The sequence below is a fragment of the Robertmurraya dakarensis genome, from assembly GCF_900156875.1.
Classification (GTDB): Bacteria; Bacillota; Bacilli; order Bacillales; family Cytobacillaceae; genus Robertmurraya; species Robertmurraya dakarensis.
Window position 1 is genome coordinate 998,473 of sequence record NZ_LT707408.1, and the last position, 22,498, is coordinate 1,020,970.

Annotated in this window: 18 protein-coding genes, 1 tRNA gene and 1 riboswitch; of the genes, 13 read left to right on the forward strand and 6 right to left on the reverse strand. The window is 37.2% G+C overall.

Translation table 11 applies throughout. The features are described 5' to 3' along the window. Positions 1-87 precede the first annotated feature (87 nt). The 12 genes from CZ487_RS06040 to CZ487_RS06105 all read left to right on the forward strand — a co-directional run bounded on the left by CZ487_RS06040 (position 88) and on the right by CZ487_RS06105 (position 16,372). A complete protein-coding gene (locus CZ487_RS06040; RefSeq protein WP_077211229.1) occupies positions 88-612 on the forward strand; it encodes a DUF1850 domain-containing protein in 525 nt (174 codons plus the stop codon). Then, positions 602-2,560 carry a TRAP transporter permease gene (locus tag CZ487_RS06045; protein WP_077211230.1) on the forward strand — a complete coding sequence of 653 codons (1,959 nt, stop codon included), beginning with the start codon at positions 602-604 and terminating at the stop codon, positions 2,558-2,560. The genes CZ487_RS06040 and CZ487_RS06045 overlap by 11 nt, the downstream gene beginning before the upstream one ends. 495 nt (positions 2,561-3,055) lie before the next feature. Next, positions 3,056-3,128, forward strand: a tRNA-Val gene (locus tag CZ487_RS06055). 149 nt (positions 3,129-3,277) lie between these two features. Further along, positions 3,278-4,318, forward strand: a complete 1,041-nt coding sequence (locus tag CZ487_RS06060) for a hypothetical protein (protein ID WP_077211232.1) — start codon at positions 3,278-3,280, stop codon at positions 4,316-4,318. Positions 4,319-4,372: 54 nt separating this feature from the next. Further along, positions 4,373-4,900 carry a UGSC family (seleno)protein gene (locus CZ487_RS27855; protein ID WP_273701393.1) on the forward strand — a complete coding sequence of 176 codons (528 nt, stop codon included), beginning with the start codon at positions 4,373-4,375 and terminating at the stop codon, positions 4,898-4,900. A gap of 230 nt (positions 4,901-5,130) precedes the next feature. Further along, a riboswitch (cyclic di-GMP riboswitch) is annotated at positions 5,131-5,217 on the forward strand. A 112-nt stretch (positions 5,218-5,329) separates the two neighbouring features. Further along, positions 5,330-7,885 (forward strand): EAL domain-containing protein, encoded by a 2,556-nt coding sequence (locus CZ487_RS06075; RefSeq protein ID WP_077211235.1) that lies wholly within the window; start codon positions 5,330-5,332, stop codon positions 7,883-7,885. A gap of 30 nt (positions 7,886-7,915) precedes the next feature. Further along, the gene (locus CZ487_RS06080) at positions 7,916-11,164 is read left to right on the forward strand and encodes a response regulator (RefSeq protein WP_077211236.1); all 3,249 of its coding nucleotides are present in this window, start codon (positions 7,916-7,918) and stop codon (positions 11,162-11,164) included. A 3-nt stretch (positions 11,165-11,167) separates the two neighbouring features. Beyond that, on the forward strand, positions 11,168-11,995 hold the full coding sequence (locus tag CZ487_RS06085) for a CheR family methyltransferase (RefSeq protein ID WP_077211237.1): 828 nt from the start codon (positions 11,168-11,170) through the stop codon (positions 11,993-11,995). A 145-nt stretch (positions 11,996-12,140) separates the two neighbouring features. Beyond that, positions 12,141-12,929: an enoyl-CoA hydratase-related protein gene (locus CZ487_RS06090; protein ID WP_077211238.1), complete on the forward strand. Its 789-nt coding sequence runs from the start codon at positions 12,141-12,143 to the stop codon at positions 12,927-12,929. Positions 12,930-13,244: 315 nt separating this feature from the next. Further along, complete coding sequence (locus CZ487_RS06095; protein WP_077211239.1) at positions 13,245-15,188, forward strand: CoA-disulfide reductase; 1,944 nt, start codon at positions 13,245-13,247, stop codon at positions 15,186-15,188. 221 nt (positions 15,189-15,409) lie between these two features. After that, positions 15,410-15,751, forward strand: a complete 342-nt coding sequence (locus CZ487_RS06100) for a rhodanese-like domain-containing protein (protein WP_077211883.1) — start codon at positions 15,410-15,412, stop codon at positions 15,749-15,751. A gap of 141 nt (positions 15,752-15,892) precedes the next feature. Further along, positions 15,893-16,372 carry a DsrE/DsrF/DrsH-like family protein gene (locus CZ487_RS06105; protein WP_077211240.1) on the forward strand — a complete coding sequence of 160 codons (480 nt, stop codon included), beginning with the start codon at positions 15,893-15,895 and terminating at the stop codon, positions 16,370-16,372. An 86-nt stretch (positions 16,373-16,458) separates the two neighbouring features. Here CZ487_RS06105 and CZ487_RS06110 read toward each other — a convergent pair whose 3' ends face one another. The 6 genes from CZ487_RS06110 to CZ487_RS06135 are packed head-to-tail and all read right to left on the reverse strand — an operon-like array spanning position 16,459 to position 20,627. After that, on the reverse strand, positions 16,459-17,046 hold the full coding sequence (locus CZ487_RS06110) for a redoxin domain-containing protein (RefSeq protein ID WP_077211241.1): 588 nt from the start codon (positions 17,044-17,046) through the stop codon (positions 16,459-16,461). Beyond that, positions 17,039-17,665, reverse strand: coding sequence for a hypothetical protein (locus CZ487_RS06115; RefSeq protein ID WP_077211242.1), 627 nt, complete (start codon positions 17,663-17,665; stop codon positions 17,039-17,041). The genes CZ487_RS06110 and CZ487_RS06115 overlap by 8 nt, the downstream gene beginning before the upstream one ends. Next, on the reverse strand, positions 17,665-18,066 hold the full coding sequence (locus tag CZ487_RS06120; RefSeq protein WP_077211243.1) for an OsmC family protein: 402 nt from the start codon (positions 18,064-18,066) through the stop codon (positions 17,665-17,667). Before CZ487_RS06120 ends, CZ487_RS06115 begins: the two co-directional genes overlap by 1 nt. 49 nt (positions 18,067-18,115) lie before the next feature. Continuing rightward, positions 18,116-19,210: a sensor histidine kinase gene (locus CZ487_RS06125; RefSeq protein ID WP_077211244.1), complete on the reverse strand. Its 1,095-nt coding sequence runs from the start codon at positions 19,208-19,210 to the stop codon at positions 18,116-18,118. Further along, the gene (locus CZ487_RS06130) at positions 19,197-19,892 is read right to left on the reverse strand and encodes a response regulator (RefSeq protein ID WP_077211245.1); all 696 of its coding nucleotides are present in this window, start codon (positions 19,890-19,892) and stop codon (positions 19,197-19,199) included. Before CZ487_RS06130 ends, CZ487_RS06125 begins: the two co-directional genes overlap by 14 nt. Positions 19,893-19,919: 27 nt before the next feature. Continuing rightward, on the reverse strand, positions 19,920-20,627 hold the full coding sequence (locus CZ487_RS06135) for a cytochrome c biogenesis CcdA family protein (protein WP_077211246.1): 708 nt from the start codon (positions 20,625-20,627) through the stop codon (positions 19,920-19,922). 248 nt (positions 20,628-20,875) lie between these two features. On the opposite strand from CZ487_RS06135, the gene CZ487_RS06140 reads away from it, so the two are divergent. Further along, positions 20,876-22,477: a hypothetical protein gene (locus CZ487_RS06140; RefSeq protein WP_077211247.1), complete on the forward strand. Its 1,602-nt coding sequence runs from the start codon at positions 20,876-20,878 to the stop codon at positions 22,475-22,477. Positions 22,478-22,498 lie beyond the last annotated feature (21 nt).

Sequence of the window (22,498 nt, forward strand, 5' to 3'; positions counted from 1 at the left end):
TATTTACGCCGGTCAAATTCCTTTAATAGAGGCTTTTTTTCTCAATTAATAGAAAATAGTAAACACCAATTTCTAGGCGGGGTTTAAATGAAAAAGAAAAAGCGTTACACGATTATCTTTTTGGTACCCCTCGTGGCTTTATTCATCATCCTTGCATTCATCCCTTTTAAGCATGCCTTAGTATTTGAATATCAAAATACTGAGCAGATTCTTGCCTATATCCCCTTTTCGGAGGAACACAAATTTAAAATTAAATATATTCATTCTATCCATCTTTCTGATGTAGTAGAAAGCTATGTCGTTACAAAGGATGAACAAATACAGCAGTATGAACTTATGTATGAGGACTATGGAATAGGTATGCCTTCTAATGCCTCAGAGGGTGAAATATTTGAGCAAAAAGATGGGAAGTACTATATAAAAAATATGAAGCGTATTTTCCCATTCTTTGATCTGCGAATCGGCCAGGTTGTAGCTAATCATACTGTAATCTATAAGAATCGTGAATACGCGCTATCAGAGTATATGGAACCGGGCACATGGGTGCGCATTAAAATTGTTAAACTTAATTTCTTTCAACAGTTGAAGGGAGTGAATATCCTTGAGCAATAATGGGGAAACGTTATCTCAAGAAGAACAGCAGAAATTATTAGAAAAATATGACCCCGAAGCAGGGACGAGAAAGCTGACTGGTATATTAGGCTGGATTGTTTTTCTAGGTCTTTTATCTTTTTCGTTATTTCAATTATATACGGGCATCTTTGGTATGCTTACAGCGCAATTACAGCGGTCTATCCATTTAGGTTTTGCGCTATCATTAATTTTCTTATTATTTCCTGCTCGAAAAAAGGACCGAGGGGTCAAACACAAGCCTGCATGGTATGACATTATCTTAGCCATCGCGTCGGTGGTAGTTGGTGCATACTGGCCGATGATGATTGATGAACTGGTGATGCGTGCAGGTGTGATCACACAAGTTGATTTTTACATTGGATTACTAGCGGTGCTTCTGGTCCTCGAGGCAACAAGACGTGCTGTTGGCATGCCGATCACGATTATTGCCGCACTGTTTCTACTGTATGCCATCTTTGGACAGCAAATGCCTGGGTTCTTGGCACACCGCGGATTGTCATTAGAACGTCTTATCCAAACGATGTTTTTCACAACTGAAGGGATACTAGGGACCCCGCTGGGAGTATCGGCCACATTTATTTTCTTGTTCCTATTATTTGGCTCATTTCTTGTGAAAACTGGTGTAGGACAATATTTCAATGACTTGGCTGTATCTTTAGCAGGTAAAGCTACAGGAGGACCTGCTAAGGTTGCTATTTTTTCCAGTGCACTTCAAGGAACAATTAGCGGAAGTTCTGTAGCAAACGTGGTAACATCAGGGTCGTTTACGATTCCGATGATGAAAAAGCTTGGCTACAAAAAAGAATTTGCTGGTGCCGTTGAGGCTGCTGCTTCAACTGGGGGACAGTTAATGCCTCCAATTATGGGTGCAGCGGCATTCTTAATGGTTGAGTTTATTGGCGGTGTGACCTATTGGGAAATCGCAAAAGCAGCTGCCATTCCAGCTCTCTTGTATTTTGCAGGAATTTGGATTATGACTCATTTTGAAGCAAAACGGATTGGGCTGCGCGGCTTAACGAAGGAAGAAATGCCTAATCGTAAAGAAGTACTGAAAAAGATTTATCTGTTAACACCGATTCTAGCTGTTATCGTCTTGCTTATGTCGGGGATGAGTGTCACTCGTGCCGCATTATGGTCGATTGTCATCACAATATTAGTCAGTGCGATTCGAAAAGAAACACGAATTGGTTTCAGAGGGATGATTGAAGCACTGGTAGACGGTGCGCGTACTGCTCTAGGAGTAGCTGCCGCTACTGCTGCTGCAGGGATCATTGTTGGGGTAGTGACGAAAACAGGTCTTGGTTTAAAGCTTGCAAATGGGTTATTAGATTTGGCAGGAGGAGTATTGATTCCAACGTTAATGCTGACAATGGTAGCAGCTATTGTTTTAGGAATGGGCTCACCAACGACAGCAAACTATGTTATCACATCAACCATTGCTGCTCCAGCAATTATTTTGCTAGGAGTGCCTGATCTGTCAGCTCATTTATTTGTATTCTATTTTGGAATTATTGCTGATATCACACCACCGGTTGCACTTGCAGCATTTGCTGCCGCAGGGGTGTCGGGCGGTGAACCGATTAAGACAGGTGTTAATTCAGCGAAGCTCGCCATTGCGGCCTTTATTATTCCATATATGTTTGTGCTTTCACCTGAATTGCTCATGATCGATACAACCTGGACCTACCTCATATGGGTCGTCTTTACTGCGCTGGCAGGAATGATGGCGATCGGAGCAGGTGTCATTGGCTATTGGGTGAGAAAGCTATACTGGTTTGAACGTATTGCAGGTATTGTTGGAGGTCTCTTACTAATTTATCCAGAAGGAGCCTCGGACATCATCGGCTTAGTTGTCTTTATTGTCTTAGTTGCACTTCAATATGTAATCAAAAGAAAAGACACAGCTAAACCGCAGACGGCTAATTAAACATAAAGATGATCAAAAAGAAGTTCTCACCTGTTAGGTGAGAACTTCTTTATTGGCTTGCCATCACATCCATGTCCATCCCATACACACAATTTGCAGAAAACTGTCTTTCTCTGGTACCAGGTACCGATAAGGCTAGCACATTTTCGATAGAAAATAGTCGAGGTTGTTTCCTTACATAACAGTAGGCCCGAAAGGAGGAACCTTTTATTTCATGAATTAACACTTTGCGATGGGTAATTTGATTTCGGGATGAGAGATACATCATCTCTAAAGGTATTTTTTCATTTATAGATCGCTGCAGAAGTTTAATCATTTATGTTCACCAACTTTGTTTAGTTTTTACTATTATATACAAACATACGTTCTTTATACCACAGATACACAAACGTTTGTTCTGTTTTTTGTTTCCAATTGAAGATACTGATAATTTTTATATATTACCTTGACTTCTTACATAAAATAAGTATAATTAAATTTGTACTTAGTAAATACGATCTGTTAGCTCAGTTGGGAGAGCATCACCTTGACAGGGTGGGGGTCGGGGGTTCAAGTCCCTCACAGGTCATCGCAAAAGCATCAATTCCTTAAAGCGTTAGGAATTGATGCTTTTTTTGTCATGTTAAAACGATCTTGAATCGAAAAAACAAGAAGGTATACAACCCCGACAGTCGAATATATATTTTATGGTAAGAGAAAAGTGAAAGGGGTGAAAGTATGAGCTTTTCTGCAGAAAAAATTGAGATGAAGGACGCATTAGAAGCAATTGAATATTATTTTCAAAAAGGGTGGACAGATGGTCTGCCGGTTGTACCTCCGACAGGAGAAAAAATACAAGCAATGTTAGAAAGTGTTAATATGTCACCTGATACGGTAGTCGGATCTATTCCTGAACGTGACCGTGCTTTTACAGCTGAAATTATCGCTATTAATGCTGTGATGGCTGGCTGTTTACCTGGGTATTTTCCAGTTGTAATGGCTGCTGTTCAAGCAATCACTGATCCAAAGTTTGGTGCTCACGGACCTACGGCAAGTACGCATGGAGCAGCTATCATGATCATAGTGAATGGACCCATTGCCAAGCAAATTGGAATGAATGATGGGGAAAATGCCTTTGGTCCGGGGAATCGTGCAAACGCTACCATTGGCAGAGCCGTCCGGCTTTTATTAATGAATGCTGGCGGTTCGCCTGAGTTTGACCGATCAACATTGGGGCATCCAGGTAAATACAGTTTCTGCTTTGCTGAAAAGGAGACAGAATGGACACCATTACATGTACAACGCGGGTTTGATAAAAATGATAGCACTGTTACGGTATTTGCATGTGAAGGACCTAATCAATTCCAAAATCATGGTGCTTTAAAAGCAGAGAATATTTTGCGAACACTAGTTGACCGAATGTCAGCGTTAGGATCCTTTCATATGGCCAGCGACACAGAGATGGCTGTTACTATATGTCCAGAGCATTATAAAGACTTAAAAGAACAGGGATGGACAAAGGAATCCGTTCAGCAATATCTATTTCAGCATGCAAAGCGATCTGTTGCTGATATGAAGAATGGTGGATTAATAGAAGAGCAGATTCAAGATGGTGATGATCAAAAGTTTAAGAAAGTTGTTTCATCTCCGGAGCAGATCCTTTTAACCGTGGCTGGAGGAGAAGCTGGGCGTTTTTCAGCGTGTATGCCTGGTTGGTTTAGCTCAAAACTGTCCAGGGCTATAACAAAATCGATTGCAGTTGCAACAGGTTTTACATGAGCAGACTGCTAATGCCAATAGTTTATTGGCGGTAAAAAATATAGAGGTGAATATATGGGAATTACAGTATATAACCCGACTAGCGGGCCGAGCTTGAAGGAATTAAAGATGGCAAAAAGAGGTAAGTCATTGGAAGGAAGCATTGTCACGATCATTGATAACGGAAAGAAAAATTCTGATCATGTCCTAAACTTCATTGGAGAAAAGTTAAAGAAACACTATAACGTGAAGGAAGTCAATGCATATAAAAAGCCTTCGTTTTCTCATGGAATTGATGAAGCTGAAGCAAAAAGAATAGCAAGTCAATGTGATTTTATCATTTCAGGCATCGGTGACTGAGGGTCCTGCAGCTCGGGCAGTTTGCTCGATGGAATTATTATGGAAAAGTTAGGTGTACCTACTGCAGTTGTGAATACTGAACCATTTATAGCTTCTAGCCAAGCGATGGCAGTTTCACAAGGAATTCCAGATTATCCGTTTGTAATTATTCCTCACCCAATTGCTGCAACAGAAAAAGTCGTACTTGAGGAATGGGCTGACAAAGCAATAGAGGAAATCGTAAATATTTTACTACCCGAATAATGAGTTGAGCACGACAAGGCGAGTGTAAATTCGAAAAATGAATTACACTCGCTTTTTCTGGTTTAGAAACATGGATACGCGAAAGTTTTATTTAGGAAATTCAAGGAAAGCCATGATCCATTTGGCTTAATTATCATAGAAGATAGCTGGTATAAATTTGCTAATAAAATTTCTATGTAATACATAATATATGAGCATTTTATAGTAGAATATAATTAACCCTATGAACATAGTGAAAAAGGCAAACTTATCGAAAGGTAAGGACGCAAAGCTTCGAGTCTAAAGTCCAGAAGGGCTATGACAGTCGGGCTGCCGGAAAATAAACAGGATTGTTGTTTATTTAAGGCTGCATTTTATGTAGTCTTTTTCTTATATAAGAAAAAGACACACCGGTGAAATTAGGTTGTATAAAGGAGTGTACCTATTATTTTGAGCAGCGATGAAAAGATTAATATTCTACTAGTGGATGACAGAGCAGAAAATCTATTAGCACTGGAAGCTATTATTGAAAGAGAAGAATACCATTTAATCAAAGCTTCATCGGGTGAAGAGGCATTAAAATTTTTACTTAAGTATGAATTTGCTGCGGTATTATTAGATGTTCAGATGCCTGGTATGGATGGATTTCATACAGCTAAAATTATAAAGGCGCGTGAAAAGACAAAAAATACTCCAATACTTTTCATTACAGCAAATAGTCTGGAATCAGAGCATATATTTACCGGCTATTCTATTGGTGCGATTGACTATATTCTTAAACCGTTTGATCCGATTATTTTAAAAGCAAAAGTAGATGGATTCGTTCAATTGTATAAAATGAATCAGATGCTGATTCAACAGGCTCAGAACTTATCTGAAAAGAAAAAGGAATTAGAGACTGCCTATGAGAAGCTCTCTGACATCACTAGCGAATTACGAGTTTCAGAAGCGCTGGCAAATGTTATTAACGAGACATCGCTTGATTCTATGCTGATCATTGACCAAGAAGGGGAAATTATGAAAGTGAACCCTTCGGTTGAGAGGATGTTTCTCTATGATGAAAACAGCATTATAGGCAGCAATATTTCGATGCTGTTTAAAAATCATGCATCAAAGGATTTTATCCATCATGTTCTAGCTTCGATTAATAATCTAGAACATTCGCTTGGGTATGACAACTTAAATGAAGTGGTCGTTACTAGAAGGGATGGAACAACATTCCCTGCTGAAATTCAAATTGGGAAAAGAATTGTACAGGACCGTTTTATCATCGCATGTACGATTCGAGACATTACAAAACAGAAACAATATCAAGAAAAAATTTCTCATATGGCGTACCATGATGGATTAACAGAACTGCCAAATAGACGTTTTTTTAATCATGTTTTGAATGAAATGATTCATGCCGCTAGAGAATCTAACCAGCCTCTTTCTATTATGTATGTCGATATGGACCGTTTTAAATATATTAATGATTCTCTCGGTCATTTCATCGGGGATAAGGTCCTGCAGGGCATTGCGCAAAGATTATCTGCAACCGTGGACGAGACCGATTTTGTTTCCCGTATTGGCGGCGATGAATTTACGATCTTGCTGCCGAATACTGACAGGGAGAAAGCTTTAGAAACGGCTGAAATGATTCTAGAAGAGTTTAAAAAGCCCTTTTATGTGGATCAATATGAATTATTTATTACGACTTGTATAGGAATTAGTGTTTTTCCTTATGATGGGGAAGATGCGCTAAGTATATCAAAGAGTGCGGATGCTGCGTTATATCGGGCTAAGGAACAAGGGAAGAATCAGTATAAAGTCTATCACTCAGGCATGGATATTAGATCTTATCGATCGTTTATTTTGCAAAATGAATTGCGAAAAGCCATTGAACGAGAAGAGTTTTCGCTTGTCTTTCAACCTAGAGTGAATATCGAAACAGGAGATATTCCAAGTGCTGAGGCATTGATACGCTGGGAACACCCTGGCTGGGGGACACTTTTACCTTCGGAATTCATTTCTTTGGCAGAGGAAACTGGTCAGATTGTTGCTATTGGTGAATGGGTACTGAGGACAGCTTTAAAACAAAGTAAGGTCTGGCAACAAAAAGGATTAAATCCTATCCGAATTGCTGTTAATTTCTCTGCACAGCAATTCCTGCAAAAAGATCTTATCAGTATCATTGAAAACATCATAAGCGAGGTGGGTGTCGAACCTGAAGTATTAGAAATTGAAATAACAGAGACTGTCTTAATGGGAAATGAGAGTACTGTTAGTAACGCATTAAATAAGCTTAAAAAACTCGGGATTGTGATAAGCATGGATGACTTTGGAACGGGTTACTCTTCACTTAGTTACTTAAGACGCTTCCCAATCAATACAATTAAGATTGATAAATCGTTTATAAGAGATTTATCATCAGGCTCAAAAGAAAGTTCACTGTTAATTTCAACCATTATTTCACTAGCTCATAGTTTAAATATGTCCGTGATTGCTGAAGGTGTCGAAACAGATGAACAATTAAATATGCTGCGTAAACATAATTGCTCTATTATTCAAGGATATCTATTTAGTCCGCCTGTTCCTGCAAATGAATTCGAATCTTTCCTACTTGAAAGTCAGCTTAAAGATAATGACAGAAAAAATAACGATAGAACCCTTTTAGAAGCTAAAGAGTCAGGTAGGAAAATAGAGGCTGACAATCCATCGCTGCTAGAAGGCAGCAGCCTTGAAGATAATAAAGACATTATGGATATAGCATTACATCATCTGAAAGAGTCTTGTTCTCTATCAATAAGGGAAATGGATGTATTCGAGCTGATTGTAAAAGGTCTTAATAATAAGGAAATTTCCGATAGCTTATTTATAAGTGAGCATACAGTTAAGAATCATATCACACGAATTTTTCAAAAACTAACGGTTAATGACCGTCTTCAGGCAATGGCGAAAGTCTATCAAACTTGTATGGAACATGGATTAAATCCGGGAAGCAGCGTAAGTGAGCAAAGGCAATAAAAGAATTAATTACAGTTCAAGGAGCTCCATATGAAAATTAAAACAAAGTTATTAATGGTCTTAAGTACTTTGCCTCTGCTAATTTTTCTTTTGATATGTACAAGCTGGTTTCAAATTTCAGGCCTTCAAAAAATGAGTGAAACGGCACAATCAAACTACGAATCATCATTTTTAGCGAGTCAAATTCATAGAGAAATTAAGAATATGGCGATTACTTTAAGGGATATCGTCATTCTTACTGACCAAGAAGCTGTTGAAAAGGAATTACTATTGTTAGAACAGCAGAGTGAGAATGTCCGGCAAAGTATTTCACTGTTTGAGACAAAGGTGAAAACGACGGAGCATGAAGAATTGATAGGGAATTTAAAGAATATTAATCAAGATTTTACTGTTTATAGTGATCAGGTTGTGAACCTAATTTCCAGCGGTGATCGGGAAGAAGCCATTGTATTAATGATTAATGATGGACGTGCGATTCATAATGAGTTTTTACAAGTCATTAATGATTTGACCGATACTTTTGAAGAGAATATGAATTCGTCCTTTCAAAGTTTCTTAATGGATTATAGGCAGCAAATTATTACAGGGAGCATCATTACGTTAGCGGGACTTTTAGTCGTGATTGGTCTAGTATTTCGCAGTGTCTGGCAGCTTGCGAGACGGCTGAATCATGTTTCAAGTGTTATGAACAAGGTAGCAAATGGAAACGGAGATCTAAATACAAAGGTGGAAGTCGTCGCAAATGATGAGATAGATGAGGTGGCTGCTTCTTTTAATAAAATGGTTGAATCACTTGATAAACAGACCAGAAAAGAACAAGATCTTACTTGGGTTAAGACGAATATTGCAGAAATTACAACGAGTTTAACCGGTATGCATGATCTTGAAACATTGGCCCGAACGTTTTTAACAAAAATAGTACCGTTGACCGAGGCAAGTCAAGCTGTCTTTTATATAAAAGACGGGGAGAAAGAAGATGATGACCTAAAATATAAGCTGCTTGCTTCTTATGCTTTCAAGGAAAGAAAGCATCTTTCTAATACATTCGCTGAGGGAGAAGGTCTTGTTGGGCAAGTTGTGTTAGAAAAAACACCGATTATCTTAACGAATGTTCCCGCAGATTATGTTGTTGTGAAATCAGGGTTAGGAGAAGCGCCTCCGTTGAATCTTTATGTGCTGCCAGTCATTTTTGAAGGAAATGTAAATGCTGTGGTCGAATTGGCTTCTTTTAAACCCTTTACGTCAACACAGCAAACCTTTTTAGAAGAAACAATTGCAGGCCTGGGGATTATTATCGATGGTCTTATGAGAAGAATTCAATTAGCTAAGGCATTAGAAGAATCTCAAATGTTGATGGAGGAAATACAAGCACAGTCCGAGGAGTTACAATCACAGCAAGAGGAATTGCGGATTACCAATGAAGAGCTTGAGGAGCAAACTCAGTCCCTTCGCCAATCAGAAGAAAAGCTCCAACTCCAGCAGGAAGAACTAGAGCAGACCAATAGTGAATTGAAGGAAAAGGCTGTTCGATTAGAAGAACGAAACAAGATGATTGAGTTAAGTAATAAAGAAATGGAAATGTATCAAACGGAATTAGAAGAGAAAGCAAAACAACTTGCATTAAGCTCTAAATATAAGTCTGAGTTTCTAGCAAATATGTCACATGAACTTCGAACTCCTTTAAATAGTTTATTGCTGCTGTCTAAATTACTCGGAGATAATCAAGGCGGGAATTTGACTGAAAAGCAAGTACAATATGCTAAAACGATCTACTCCTCTGGGAATGATTTATTAACGTTAATCAATGACATTCTTGACTTAGCCAAAATCGAATCCGGTAAAGTTGATGTGAATCCCAGCGAGGTCTATATTGAAGATTTAGCAGAATTTGTTGAAGCAACCTTTAGACCGTTAGCTATTGATAAGGGTTTACAATTCGATATTCTACTAGGAGAAAAACTTCCGCGATTTATTTTCAGTGATCAGCAAAAATTACAGCAGGTTCTAAAAAATCTGCTATCAAACGCCTTTAAATTCACACTTAAAGGGAAAGTGACGCTTGCTATTGATTGTATACAGAATGATGATCGTAACGAATTCTTGTTTTCTGTCAAAGATACAGGGGTAGGCATACCGAAGGACAAGCAAGAACTAATTTTCCAAGCGTTTCAGCAAGCTGATGGAACGACAAGCCGAAAATTTGGCGGAACTGGTTTAGGGTTATCGATTTGCCGTGAAATTGCCGATCGTTTGGGCGGAGATGTTACCGTTGATAGTGAATTAGGGATAGGGAGCACCTTTACCTTCTCTGTAAGTGACTATAATGAGAAGGAAATCAATGAAAAGTCGCTGTTTTCTGTTGAAGAAGCGGCCGCAGCAATTGAAAAAGTGGATGAGCAATCCCCGGTTACTCTGGCAGAACAACCTATTGAGACAGCCCCTTTACAAACTAGTCATGATATTAAAAGACTATTGATTGTTGATGATGATCAAGTTCAGCGAAATAGTTTGATGGAGTTCATTGGGGACCGGAACGTTATTATTAAAGCTGTTTCAACTGGAACAGAAGCCATTGAAGAGCTTAAAGTAGATCAATTTGACTGTATTGTCCTGGATTTAGGATTAAGTGATACATCTGGCTTTGCTTTATTGGAAAAGATTAAATCTAAATCAGAATACGATGAAGTGAAGGTATTTATTTACACTGGGCGGGAATTGTCGTCCAAGGAGGAGATGTACCTTAATAAGTACGCGCACAGTATTATTATTAAGGATGTGCACTCCCCTCAGCGTTTGAAGGATGAACTTGCTATCTATTTGAACTCAGGCAGTGAAGAGGCAAAAGAGAGAGAATGTGAAGTCGATGAGATTAGTATTGATCCTGCGCTTGAGGGCAAAAAGATTCTGCTTGTTGATGATGATGTTCGCAATGTATATGCATTATCCAGCATACTTGAATTATACGGATTAAGAATTACATTCGCAGAAAATGGTGTGGAATGCTTAGAAATACTAAAAGTTGATTCTGAATTTGATTTAATTCTGATGGATATCATGATGCCAGAAATGGATGGTTATGAAACAATTCAAAGAATTAGAGCTGTGCCGGAGTTCTTACATCTCCCAGTAATTGCATTGACAGCAAAGGCAATGAAAGAAGATCGGGAAAAATGTATAGAAGCTGGTGCGTCTGATTATATAATGAAACCAATTGACACGGATAAACTGATTTCCCTGATTAGAGTTTGGTTATTTTCACAAGAAAGCGGTTTGAAGTAAAGTATGAATCATAATGAAGACTTAGAGAAAATTGAAATAGAACTGCTTTTACAGGGCTTATATTCTTGGTGCGGATATGATTTTAGAAACTATGCTTATAGCTCATTAAAACGAAGAATATGGCATCGAGTTCATGCAGAGAATTTAACTTCTATAACGGGCCTTTTAGAAAAAATTCTTCATGATCCAGCATGCTTGAAAAGGCTGGTGTCCGATTTCTCGATAAATGTAACAGAAATGTTTCGTAATCCAACGTTTTTTCATCATTTTAGAGAGAATGTTGTCCCGATACTGCGAACATATCCATCAGTCCGAATATGGCATGCGGGATGCGCAACAGGTGAGGAGGTCTATTCAATGGCCATCCTCCTGCATGAAGAAGGTGTTTATGAGAAGACGAAAATCTATGCAACTGATATTAATCCTGATGTGTTGAAAACCGCTAAAGCAGGAGTTTATTCATTAGAAAATATGAGGAAATATACGAATAACTACATTAGATCAGGCGGGAAAAATGCATTTTCAGATTATTATATCGCTAAAGACAATGGAGTGAAATTCCACTCCTACCTAACTAAGAATGTGATCTTTGCTCAGCATAATCTTGTTACAGATTCGTCTTTTAATGAATTTCATGTGATTTTTTGCAGAAATGTTTTAATTTATTTTAATAAGTCATTACAACGAAAGGTCCAAGACCTTTTTTACGAAAGTTTAGGGATGTTTGGAATACTTGGTCTAGGGGAGACGGAAACCATCGACTACACCAACAAAGAAGATTGCTATGAAATGATCGCTCCAGGTCAGAAGCTGTATAGGAAAGTGAAGTAATCAAAGATTGACCCTGTTCCAGCTGTAGTAAAGCTGGAACAGGGTCTTTTTCATAAGATGATAACCATTTAAAATGGAAGGTAAATCACGGCAGCTGCCGAATATACTATGTACGGGATTAATATTATTTATGAGGAGTGAAATCATGGAGTTTTTATCAATACGTCAAAATGAAACTATCGCCTATATTACGCTAGAAAATCCGAAAGAATTTAATTCCTTATCATTAAAGCTTCTTCAAGAATTAGAACAAGTTTTAAAAGAAATTGGTAAAAAGAGAGAATGCAAGGTTGTTATTATTGAAGGGGCAAAGAAGGCTTTTTGTGCCGGCCATAGTTTACGTGAAATAGAAAATAATACAGAAGATGATGTATTTGTCATTTTTCAAACCTGCCAACAAGTGATGAAGACGATGAGAGAAATTCCTCAATTGATCATTTCAAAAGCAGAGGGAGTAGCGGTCGCTGCAGGCTGTCAATTAGTAGCTGCTTCTGATATGGCAGTAGCAAGTGAAGAAGCAAGGTTTGGAACCCCTGGTATTAATAGCGGGTTATTTTGCAGTACACCGGCTGTTTTTTTAAGCCGTAATATTGGCAGGAAAAAGGCTGTTGAATTATTATTTACGGGCAATTTAATGTCTGCTCAAGAGGCACTGGAGCATGGACTTGTAAATAAGGTCGTCCCTGCAGCTGTATTAGATGAAGAAACGGATAAATTGGCGGGAGATGTTGCGAAACAAAGCTTAAATATTATTGAAATTGGTAAGAGACAATTTTATCAACAGCTTAATATGGAAGACTTTCAAGCACTTCAATATTCAACCGAGGTCATTGTAAGAAATAGTAAACACCCTGATGCAGTAGAAGGCATCCGATCTTTCTTTGAAAAAAGACCTCCTATCTGGAATGATCACCCCGCTAAAGAAACCAAATAAGGATGGGTTCCCTCCCGAGTATTGCTCTCAATATTTTACTTCAGTGAGAGGGACTTGCCTTAATCTTGTTCCTTACTTAATACATCCCCTCCAATTTCTACAATCTTAAAATTCTACTTTTATTTTTGAGTAATCTCATATGTGAAGAAAATGTGAAAAACTATACAAAAGTATTTACAATAGATCTCTATGTTATATAATACCCTTATAGGTATGTGAAATACCATATAACCTATAACGAAGAACGTTCTAGGAACTAGGTTAATACTAGAAAAACTCATTTACTATTAAATATATAAATTATGGAGGGATACCATGGCAAACAAAGTGATTATTGTCGGTGGAGTAGCAGGAGGAGCAACAGCGGCAGCTAGACTTAGAAGAATTAGTGAAGATGTAGAGATTATTATGGTTGAAAGAGGAGAACATATCTCTTTTGCCAACTGTGGTCTTCCTTACTATATTGGTGAAACAATTAAGGATCGCAGCAAGTTACTTGTACAGACTGTTGAAGGTATGTCAGATCGTTTTAATTTAGATATCCGTAACTTAAGTGAAGTAACAAGCATAGATCCAGAAAATAAAAAAGTTAAAATCAAGAACTTAAAAACTGACGAAGTATATGAAGAAAATTATGACAAATTATTATTATCACCTGGAGCAAGACCGATCGTACCGCCAATTCCAGGGTTAAAGGAAAATAATACATTATTTACGCTGAGAAATATTCCAGATACAGATAAAATTAAAAACTATGTTGACCAAGAACAACCAGAAAAAGCCGTTGTGGTTGGAGGCGGTTTTATTGGAATAGAGATGGCTGAAAACTTAGTTGACCGCGGCATCAAAGTAACTATTATCGAAATGGCAAATCAAATTATGGCTCCAATTGATTTTGAAATGGCAAGCATTCTTCACTCTCATTTAAAAGAAAAAGGTGTGGACTTAATTCTAAAAAATGGTGTTGCATCATTTACAAATGAAGGAAAAAAAATCATTTTAGCTGATGGATCTGAAATTGACACAGATATGACGATCCTTTCTATTGGAGTAAGACCAGAGAACGAGTTAGCGAAAAACGCGGGTCTTGATTTAGGGGAACGCGGCGGGATTATTGTTAATGAATATCTTCAAACATCCAATCCAGACATCTATGCAGTAGGGGACGCAGTAGAGGTTGTGGACTATATGAGCGGTACAAAAGCAATGATACCTCTAGCAGGTCCTGCTAACCGTCAAGGCCGTATTGCTGCCAATAATATCATGGGTAGAGAAGAAAAGTATCAAGGTACACTTGGAACATCCATTGCGAAGGTTTTTGACTTCACTGTAGCAGCAACTGGAAACAATGAAAAAACATTAAAACAGTTAGGTGTTGAATATGAGGTCGTTCATATTCACCCAAGTTCTCATGCTGGCTACTATCCTGGAGCAGCACCAATTGCACTTAAATTAGTATTCGATAAAGAAACAGGAAAAATCTTCGGTGCGCAGGCAGTTGGGATGGATGGAGTCGATAAACGTATTGACGTCATTGCTACTGCGATTAAAGGAGGATTAACAGTTGAGGATTTAACAAATTTAGAGCTTTCGTATGCACCGCCATTCTCATCAGCTAAAGATCCGGTAAATATGGCAGGTTATGTGGCAACAAATATTATGGAAGGTGAACTAGAACAAGTTCAATGGCATGAAATTGATGAAATCATTGCTAATGGAGGGCTTCTAATTGATGTCCGTGAACCGATGGAACGTGAATTTGGTTTTATTAAAGGATCAGAAAACATCTCTTTAAATTCACTAAGAGAAAATTTAGATAGACTGCCAAAAGATCAGACTATTTATGTTAGCTGTCAAGTCGGATTACGTGGATATTTAGCGAGCCGAATTCTAAAAAATAACGGTTTCCAAGTGAAAAATGTTGACGGTGGTTGGAAAACCTATTCATCTGTTTTCGGCAGCAATATCACCCAAGAGGTAAAAACAACTACAAATGACTTAGGTGAAGCGGTTGTGGAAAATAATAATCCTTTCAAGGTCGATTCAGTTGTGGATGTAACAGGGCTAACATGTCCGATGCCGATTGTTAAGCTTAAGAAGGGAATCGATACATTAGAAAGCGATCAAGTCATTGAACTGCATGTGACAGACAGAGGGGCTTTAAAAGACCTTCCAGCTTGGGCAAGAAATGCAGGGCATTCCATTTTAAAAACAGAACAAGATGGAACATTAATTAAATTTTGGATTAAGAAGAAATAACTTAAATAATTAGTTAGCAGGGCATGACTTCTGTAGAGGGAGTCATGCTTTCTTAAATTTCTCTTAAACTTTGGAAATCGCATGGTGTCCATAACCTTTGCGATCTAAATTACTTCAGCCAGAAGGAGAACATCTTTTACCATTATTTATAAAATTGACATAATACCAATAGGGGTATAATATATTGTTTGCAGGAACTTTATTGGAATGAGGTAAATGAAATGACAATATTAATTTTGGGATTATTACTTATATTTTTGGGGCTGATTTTTATTAGATATATCCCTGTTGCAGGTGTTAAATGTAGAGAATTATGCAACCTAAATGAGACATTTAAAATTGTCGATGTAAGAGATTACAATGAATCGTACCAAGACCAGATACTGAACGGCATCAACATACCTATTGCCTATATTAAAAGACATTATCATGAAATAAACCATTCGAAGATTTTTGTGGTAGCATCAAATCATTTAGAAAAAAACATCAGTATTCGCTTATTGAGAAAAAAAGGTTTTGTAGTAGTAGGTTATTCATTAACGGTTTGTGATTGCAGTAAATAAACCTTTGTTTGAAGAGATATAGGTTGACAATCTTGTAATCTATCATTAATATACCAATAGGGGTAGCAGTATTTTTTTACGAAATAAAATACCCATTAAGGTAATTTAAAATATAAAACATATACACTTAAGGAGGATATTATGTCAGAGAAGAAAAAGACAACGATCGTATTATTTAGTGGAGATTATGATAAAGCAATGGCGGCTTATATTATTGCAAATGGAGCAGCTGCTTATGATCATGAAGTAACCATTTTCCATACTTTTTGGGGCTTGAATGCATTACGTAAAGAAGAAAATATTCCTGTGAAAAAAGGATTTATGGAAAAAATGTTTGGGAAAATGATGCCAAGAGGTGCAGATAAAATGGGGCTTTCAAAGATGCACTTTGCTGGAATCGGCCCTAAGCTGATTAAAGATGTTATGAAGAAGCATAATGCTCTGCCGTTACCTCAATTAATTGAGATGGCGCAAGAACAAGATGTTAAGTTAGTAGCTTGTACAATGACTATGGACTTGTTAGGACTTCAACAGGAAGAACTACTAGATAATATCGAATTAGCAGGTGTTGCAGCATATTTGGCTGATGCTGAAGACGGAAATGTAAACCTATTTATTTAATAGAATATAGAGCTAGTCAAAAAGTAAATTTAAGAGACAAAGAAAAAGTCGAGTTGAAACGTGGCTTTTTCTTTGTCTCTTATTGTTTAGTTAATATCTTTTGTCAAACTCTCCATCATGTTCTCATCCATAGGTCCGACAATTTTCTTGGTAATGATTCCCTTAGTATCTAATATATAACTTGTAGGGATCGTGAAAGCCTGATACGCAGCACCTATTTCTCCATCCTGATCTAACGGTATTGGAAAGGTTAGTCCGTAATCTTTAACAAAGCTTTCAATCGCTTCAGATCCATTGTCCATGTTAGTTAGATTCACTGCCAATATTTCAATTCCTTTATCCTTGTTTTCTTCATAGAAGTTTTGCATATGAGGCATTTCAGCCTTACAAGGAGGACACCAAGTTGCCCAGAAATTCAAAATAACTTTTTTACCTTGATAGTCAGATAATCTTACTGTTTCACCTTCTAATGTAGTTAATTCAAAGTCAGGTGCAGGATTTCCTTCTTTTACTGAGCTAAGGTCAATTCCAGGAGCGTCTTCAAATGAACTAACTTCATTTTCATCAACAGCTGCTTCCTTGTTAACATCCGATTTAGATGAATTCATAAAATTAACAACTACAATGGCAACTGCCAAGATAATAATTGCGATAGATAAAAGATTTTTATTCATGACAGTTATCTCTCCTTTTGGGATTCATATAAAGAATAAGCATAGTAACAGCTATCCAAGTAAAGGTCAACGTTTCTAATGTGAGAAAGGATTGGAAAAAACTAAAGATCAATAATTCCAATAGGAATATCAAGATGAAAATTTGTTTTGATATAGGCGAATTTTTATTTTTAAAATGGTTAAATAAAGCACAGCAGCTTGCCAGTAAAACGAAATGTACAAGTGCTTCCATGTAGTTTTGCTCCAATAGACTGATAACCACTTCATAGGAAATAAAATAAAAAAGGAAAACCGGTACTCCTTCACTATAAATAGAAGGATGCTTTATCCCTGCCATAAAAAGAATGTAGAAAGAAAGCGATGCTAAAGCAAGAATGTGTCCTGTTGTTCCTCCATTGAAATAAACGATGGAAAGTGGCATATTTAAGAAGATTTTGAAATTAAACAGAACATAGCTCAGCTTCCATACTAGAAAGTAGAGAAAAAAACCATTCCAGTACCATTCGCCAACTTTCTCTCTTGTATAAAGTCTTTTGAATAGTGATCCTATGAAAAGGCTTATAACAGCTGCAAGCCAAATAGAGGGAATTGTTAAGTTGCCTATTTCAAAATATGTCACTACTCATCACCAGTTGTTTCCGTTGACTTAATAGTAAAGACGATTTCAATGCAATTAATGACAGATTGTATCATTCCGCAATTCTTAACGACTAGCTTTGAAATCTTATCGTTTTGGTCTGCTGATAATGGCTTCTCAGTATAAACAAGAGCATTTATTGAAATTTGCTCAATTCGGTTTGCCTGATCTGGATTCCGTATAGAGGAAACTTCCATTTCAATCTTATCGTAAGGCTGTCTCTTTTTTACTAGAATATCCCTAAGCAGTGTGCCGCTGCACCCTGTTAGTGAAGATACAAAAAGTTCGAATGGACGATAACCAACCTGTGCGTTTGGTGATATGTCAAGAGCTCCGAATTCTAGATTTCCAATTAGTTTTTCATTTTCGATTATAAATTTCATAGCTGCACCTCCTCAAGAGCAATTATGAAGCTGTTTTGTTAAGAACTGATTAAGAATCTTCTTTTTCAAGCGTCCGATATTCATATTTTTCTTTGAGTGGGAACTCTATTTTAAATTTATGGTGTGTACCGTCTGTTTCTAACTCAACATTCCCTTCGTGTGCTAGAATGATGCTCTTGGCAATTGCCAGGCCTAGTCCTGCTCCATGAGATTTAGTGCTTCGTGATTCCTCCAGACGGTAAAATCGTTCGAAGATAAGATCTTTTTTTTCATGATTAATAAACTGACCAGTATGAGAAAAGGTAATCCTGCATGTTTTATCTTTTTTCACTGCCAAAATTTCCAGTTCATCTCCAGTATTATAATCTAGGATGTTTTGCAGGATATTGGAAAAGGCTTGTATGAGTCCATCGCTGTTTCCTACTATTGCTGCCTCGTCTATATGAATAGATATATTTTGGAACTTCTCTTGCATCTTTAATTGAAAGGACGTAATGGTGTCTTTTAAAACGCGATCAATTTTAATAATATTGAATTGTTTATCTGAAAAATAATTCCCTTTTTCCCATGAATTTAATTCAGTTAACAGTTCAACAATTCTTGTTATGCGGCGAGATTCCTCAAGAAGCGATCCAAATAAATCAGCGTTCCCCTCTATAACATTATTCTTAAGTGCTTCAAGATAACCATTCATATTGGTCAATGGCGTACGAAGCTCATGCGCAATGTCTCGAAGCATATTATTACGTTGTTCTTGAGCAGCCATGAGTGTTTCGGACATAGAATTGAAGTTCTCAATTAACTCTAATATCTCTCCGGATGAAGTCATGCTGATGTTGGAAGGAATTTTACCTTCCTGAATATCCTTAGAGGCTTTTGATAGATGTTTGATTGGTTCCACGATTCTCTTTACTGTAAAATAGTGAAATAGTCCTGCGATAATAAAGGCTAGAATGCTGACTTTTAAAAGAAATCCATTCAGTGTATCAACTAATTGCTGCCCCACAATTGCTTCGGAGTTGACTAAGAAGCAGGCGTACTGAGTAACGGAAAATGCTGCAAGCATAATGACGAGTAGAATTACAAGACTATTCAAGGCAACGAGCTTTGACAGTAAATTAGACAGTCTTTTAATGAGCCACAAATTTATACCCCATTCCTCTAACCGTTTGTATATAATCTTTAGGTGTTTTTTCTCTAATCTTTTCCCGTAAATTTTTAATATGGACATCAATTGTACGGTCTGTAACTGTCTTTTGATTATGATCGTAAATAAAGTCTAGTATTTGTTCTCTTGATAATACTTGTTCTGGATGCTGCATAAATGTATGAAGAAGCTTATACTCAGAATACGTTAAGTGGAGTTGTTCTCCGTTAATCCAAGCTTCTCCCTTTGTTGGTTTAATGGTTAAGCCGGTAAAGCTTAGTTTTCCGCATCTGCTCGCCGTTCTCCTTAATACCGCTTCAATTCTCACCATGAGCTCTGCAGGACTAAATGGTTTGACAACGTAATCATCAGCACCTAGTTTGAATCCTTTAATTCGATCTTTTTCGGATACTTTTGCAGTAAGCATAATGATTGGTACCATGCTTTTTAAATCTTCACGAACCCATCTGCAAATTTCTTCACCCTTAATCCCTGGAAGCATAAGATCCAGTATTAATATACAAGGATCTAACTGCTGTATTTTTTCTTTCGCTTCAATGCCATCTACTGCTTCGATCGCTTCATAACCTTCTTTTATTAAATAAATTTTTACAAGTTCACGGATCTTCGGATCATCTTCAACTATCAATACTGATTTACCAATCAGGTTTTTTTGCATAGATTTAATAACCTCCCAACTACCGGTTTAAAATAAACTATAAGCAGACAGCCAGGCACTAATTTTCTGCATTTGTCCGCTTAATACAAGGAAACCTAGTAAAACCATTATCATTCCATTAACAAATGCCAGCTTTGATAAGTATTTATTAATTTTCTTTATTGCATTTAGTGAGTAAGAAATAATGATTGAGATGATTAGAAAGGGGATAGCCATTCCAAGTGAATATGCACCAAGTAATAAAATTCCTTGATTCAAAGTATCTGAAGAGCTTGCTAGTAATAGGATGGACGATAAAGCCAGTCCCACGCAAGGAGACCATCCGGCAGCAAATGCCATTCCCAGCAGTATGGAACTAAAGATACTTTTCGGTTGAGTCCCAGTCTGAATTCTTTTTTCCTTCATTAGATACTTAAATTTTAACAATCCTGCCATTTGAAGGCCAAAAATAATGATTAATAACCCTGCAATTTGCATGATTAATACTCGATAACTCATCAATAATGTCCCAATAAAACTTGCAGATGCCCCTAAAACTATAAAAATAATGCTAAAACCAATAATAAATCCAATAGATCTAACATAAAGAGTTCTCCGTTTTACCTCTATTATAGAGTTCTCTATTTTTCCACCTGTTAAATGTGTGACATAGGCAGGTAAAAGTGGAAATACGCATGGTGAAAAAAAAGATAAGGCTCCTCCGAATAAAGCAAATAATATACCAACTTCGTTCATCAATAACACTCCTTTCGAATCTTAATGATGCACATGGTTTGTTAAAGTTTTATGAATTTAGATTGATAAAAAAGTATGTTATAAAAATAACTTTCAAAATTCTTAGATTGAAGGAAGTTTGGCAGTTATCTGTTTACTTGCAGACCATCATAGAAACTATGTTAGATTACCTTACAACATGAGTGAGTTATTATTGGACTATTGTTATGATGTGGTCATAGACCAAACGCTATGTGAGGAGTGTTAATATGGCTACTAAAGTTGAAGAATTGAAGGCGAATACGAGTTTTGAAGAAATTTGGAGTAAAATTTTACATTATGGCAAATCAGGGTGGGAGCAAATTACAAATGATGATGCTCAACTTTTAAAATATTATGGTGTTTACCTCAGAAAAAAGACCCCAGGGTACTTTATGATTCGTGTTCGTGTCCCTGGAGGCATTTTGGAAAACGGCAAATTTACAGTCAGTCAGTTGAAAGTACTTGCAGAGATTGTCGAGAAATATGGGCGGGATTTTCTTGATATTACCACTAGACAGTCGATTCAGTTACGATGGGTCAAATTTGAGGATGTTCCAGAAGCTTTAGGAAAGTTAAATAAAGTTGGTCTTACAAGCATGCAAACAGGATTTGATAATATCCGAAATATAACAACTTGTCCAGTTGCAGGGCTAGGTGCAAGTGAAGTAATCGATACACGTGCAATCGTAAAAGAAGTACATGAAGCCCTTATCGGAAACTGGAAATATGCCAATCTTCCAAGAAAGCTCAATATCACGATCATTGGCTGTAAGGATGACTGCACACATGCAGAAATTAATGATATCTCATTCACTCCAGCAGAAAAAAATGGTGTTGTCGGTTTTCATGTATGGATTGGAGGTGGTTTGGGTCCTTGGGGTACTCAAAAGTCGTGGTTTCTTGATAGTTTTGTCAAGGAAGAGCAAGTGAAGGAAGTCTGCCTCCGTATTATAGATCTATACTCAGAATTTGGAAATAGAGAAAAACGTAATAAGGCAAGACTGAAATTTTTAATTGATGAGTGGGGCATAGATGCTTTTAAAGACAGATTGCAAAGTATTCTTTCTTTCAAACTAGAAAAAGGAGGGGAAGAGCTTACAAATCCCCATCCACAGTCTGATCATATTGGAATTCATCCACAAAATAACCGTAACTATGTGTATGCCGGCATGAATGTAGTCACTGGCCGGTTATATTTAACACAAATTCGAGAGTTAATCTGCATGGCAGAGGAGTATGGAAATGGAGAAGTGCGTCTAACGACAGATCAGAATATTATTATTCCGAATGTTAAAAAAGACAGAATCCCAGAATTTAAGAATGAAGCTGTTCTATCAGAACTATCAATCAATCCAAGTCCATTTAATCGAGGTTTGATTGCTTGTACAGGAAATACATTTTGTCCGTTTGCATTAATTGATACAAAGACACGGGCGAAAGAGCTGGCCGATTACCTCGATGAAAAAATTGGTAATCAAGTATTAAAAGCGGCAGGAGGACTTACCATCCATGCTTCAGGGTGCCCCAATTCATGTGGAAACCCTCATACTGGCCAAATTGGAATTATTGGAAAAAAGATAAAGCTAAATGGCAAGCCAGTGGAAGCGGCTGACCTATATTTAGGAGCAGAACATGGATTAAATGGAGGTTTTAATGAATTATGGAAAGCAAGAGTCCCATTTAATGACGCTGGTCCACTTTTGGTAGAGATAATCAAACGATTTATAGCTGAAAAATATGAAGAAGAGACATTTAGAGAGTGGTGCATCCGTTCTGGGGAGATTAAGGGTGATACGAAGGAGTTCGCGCCCATGCTTATCGGAGAATAATCGTTCTAGACTTTTAATAAA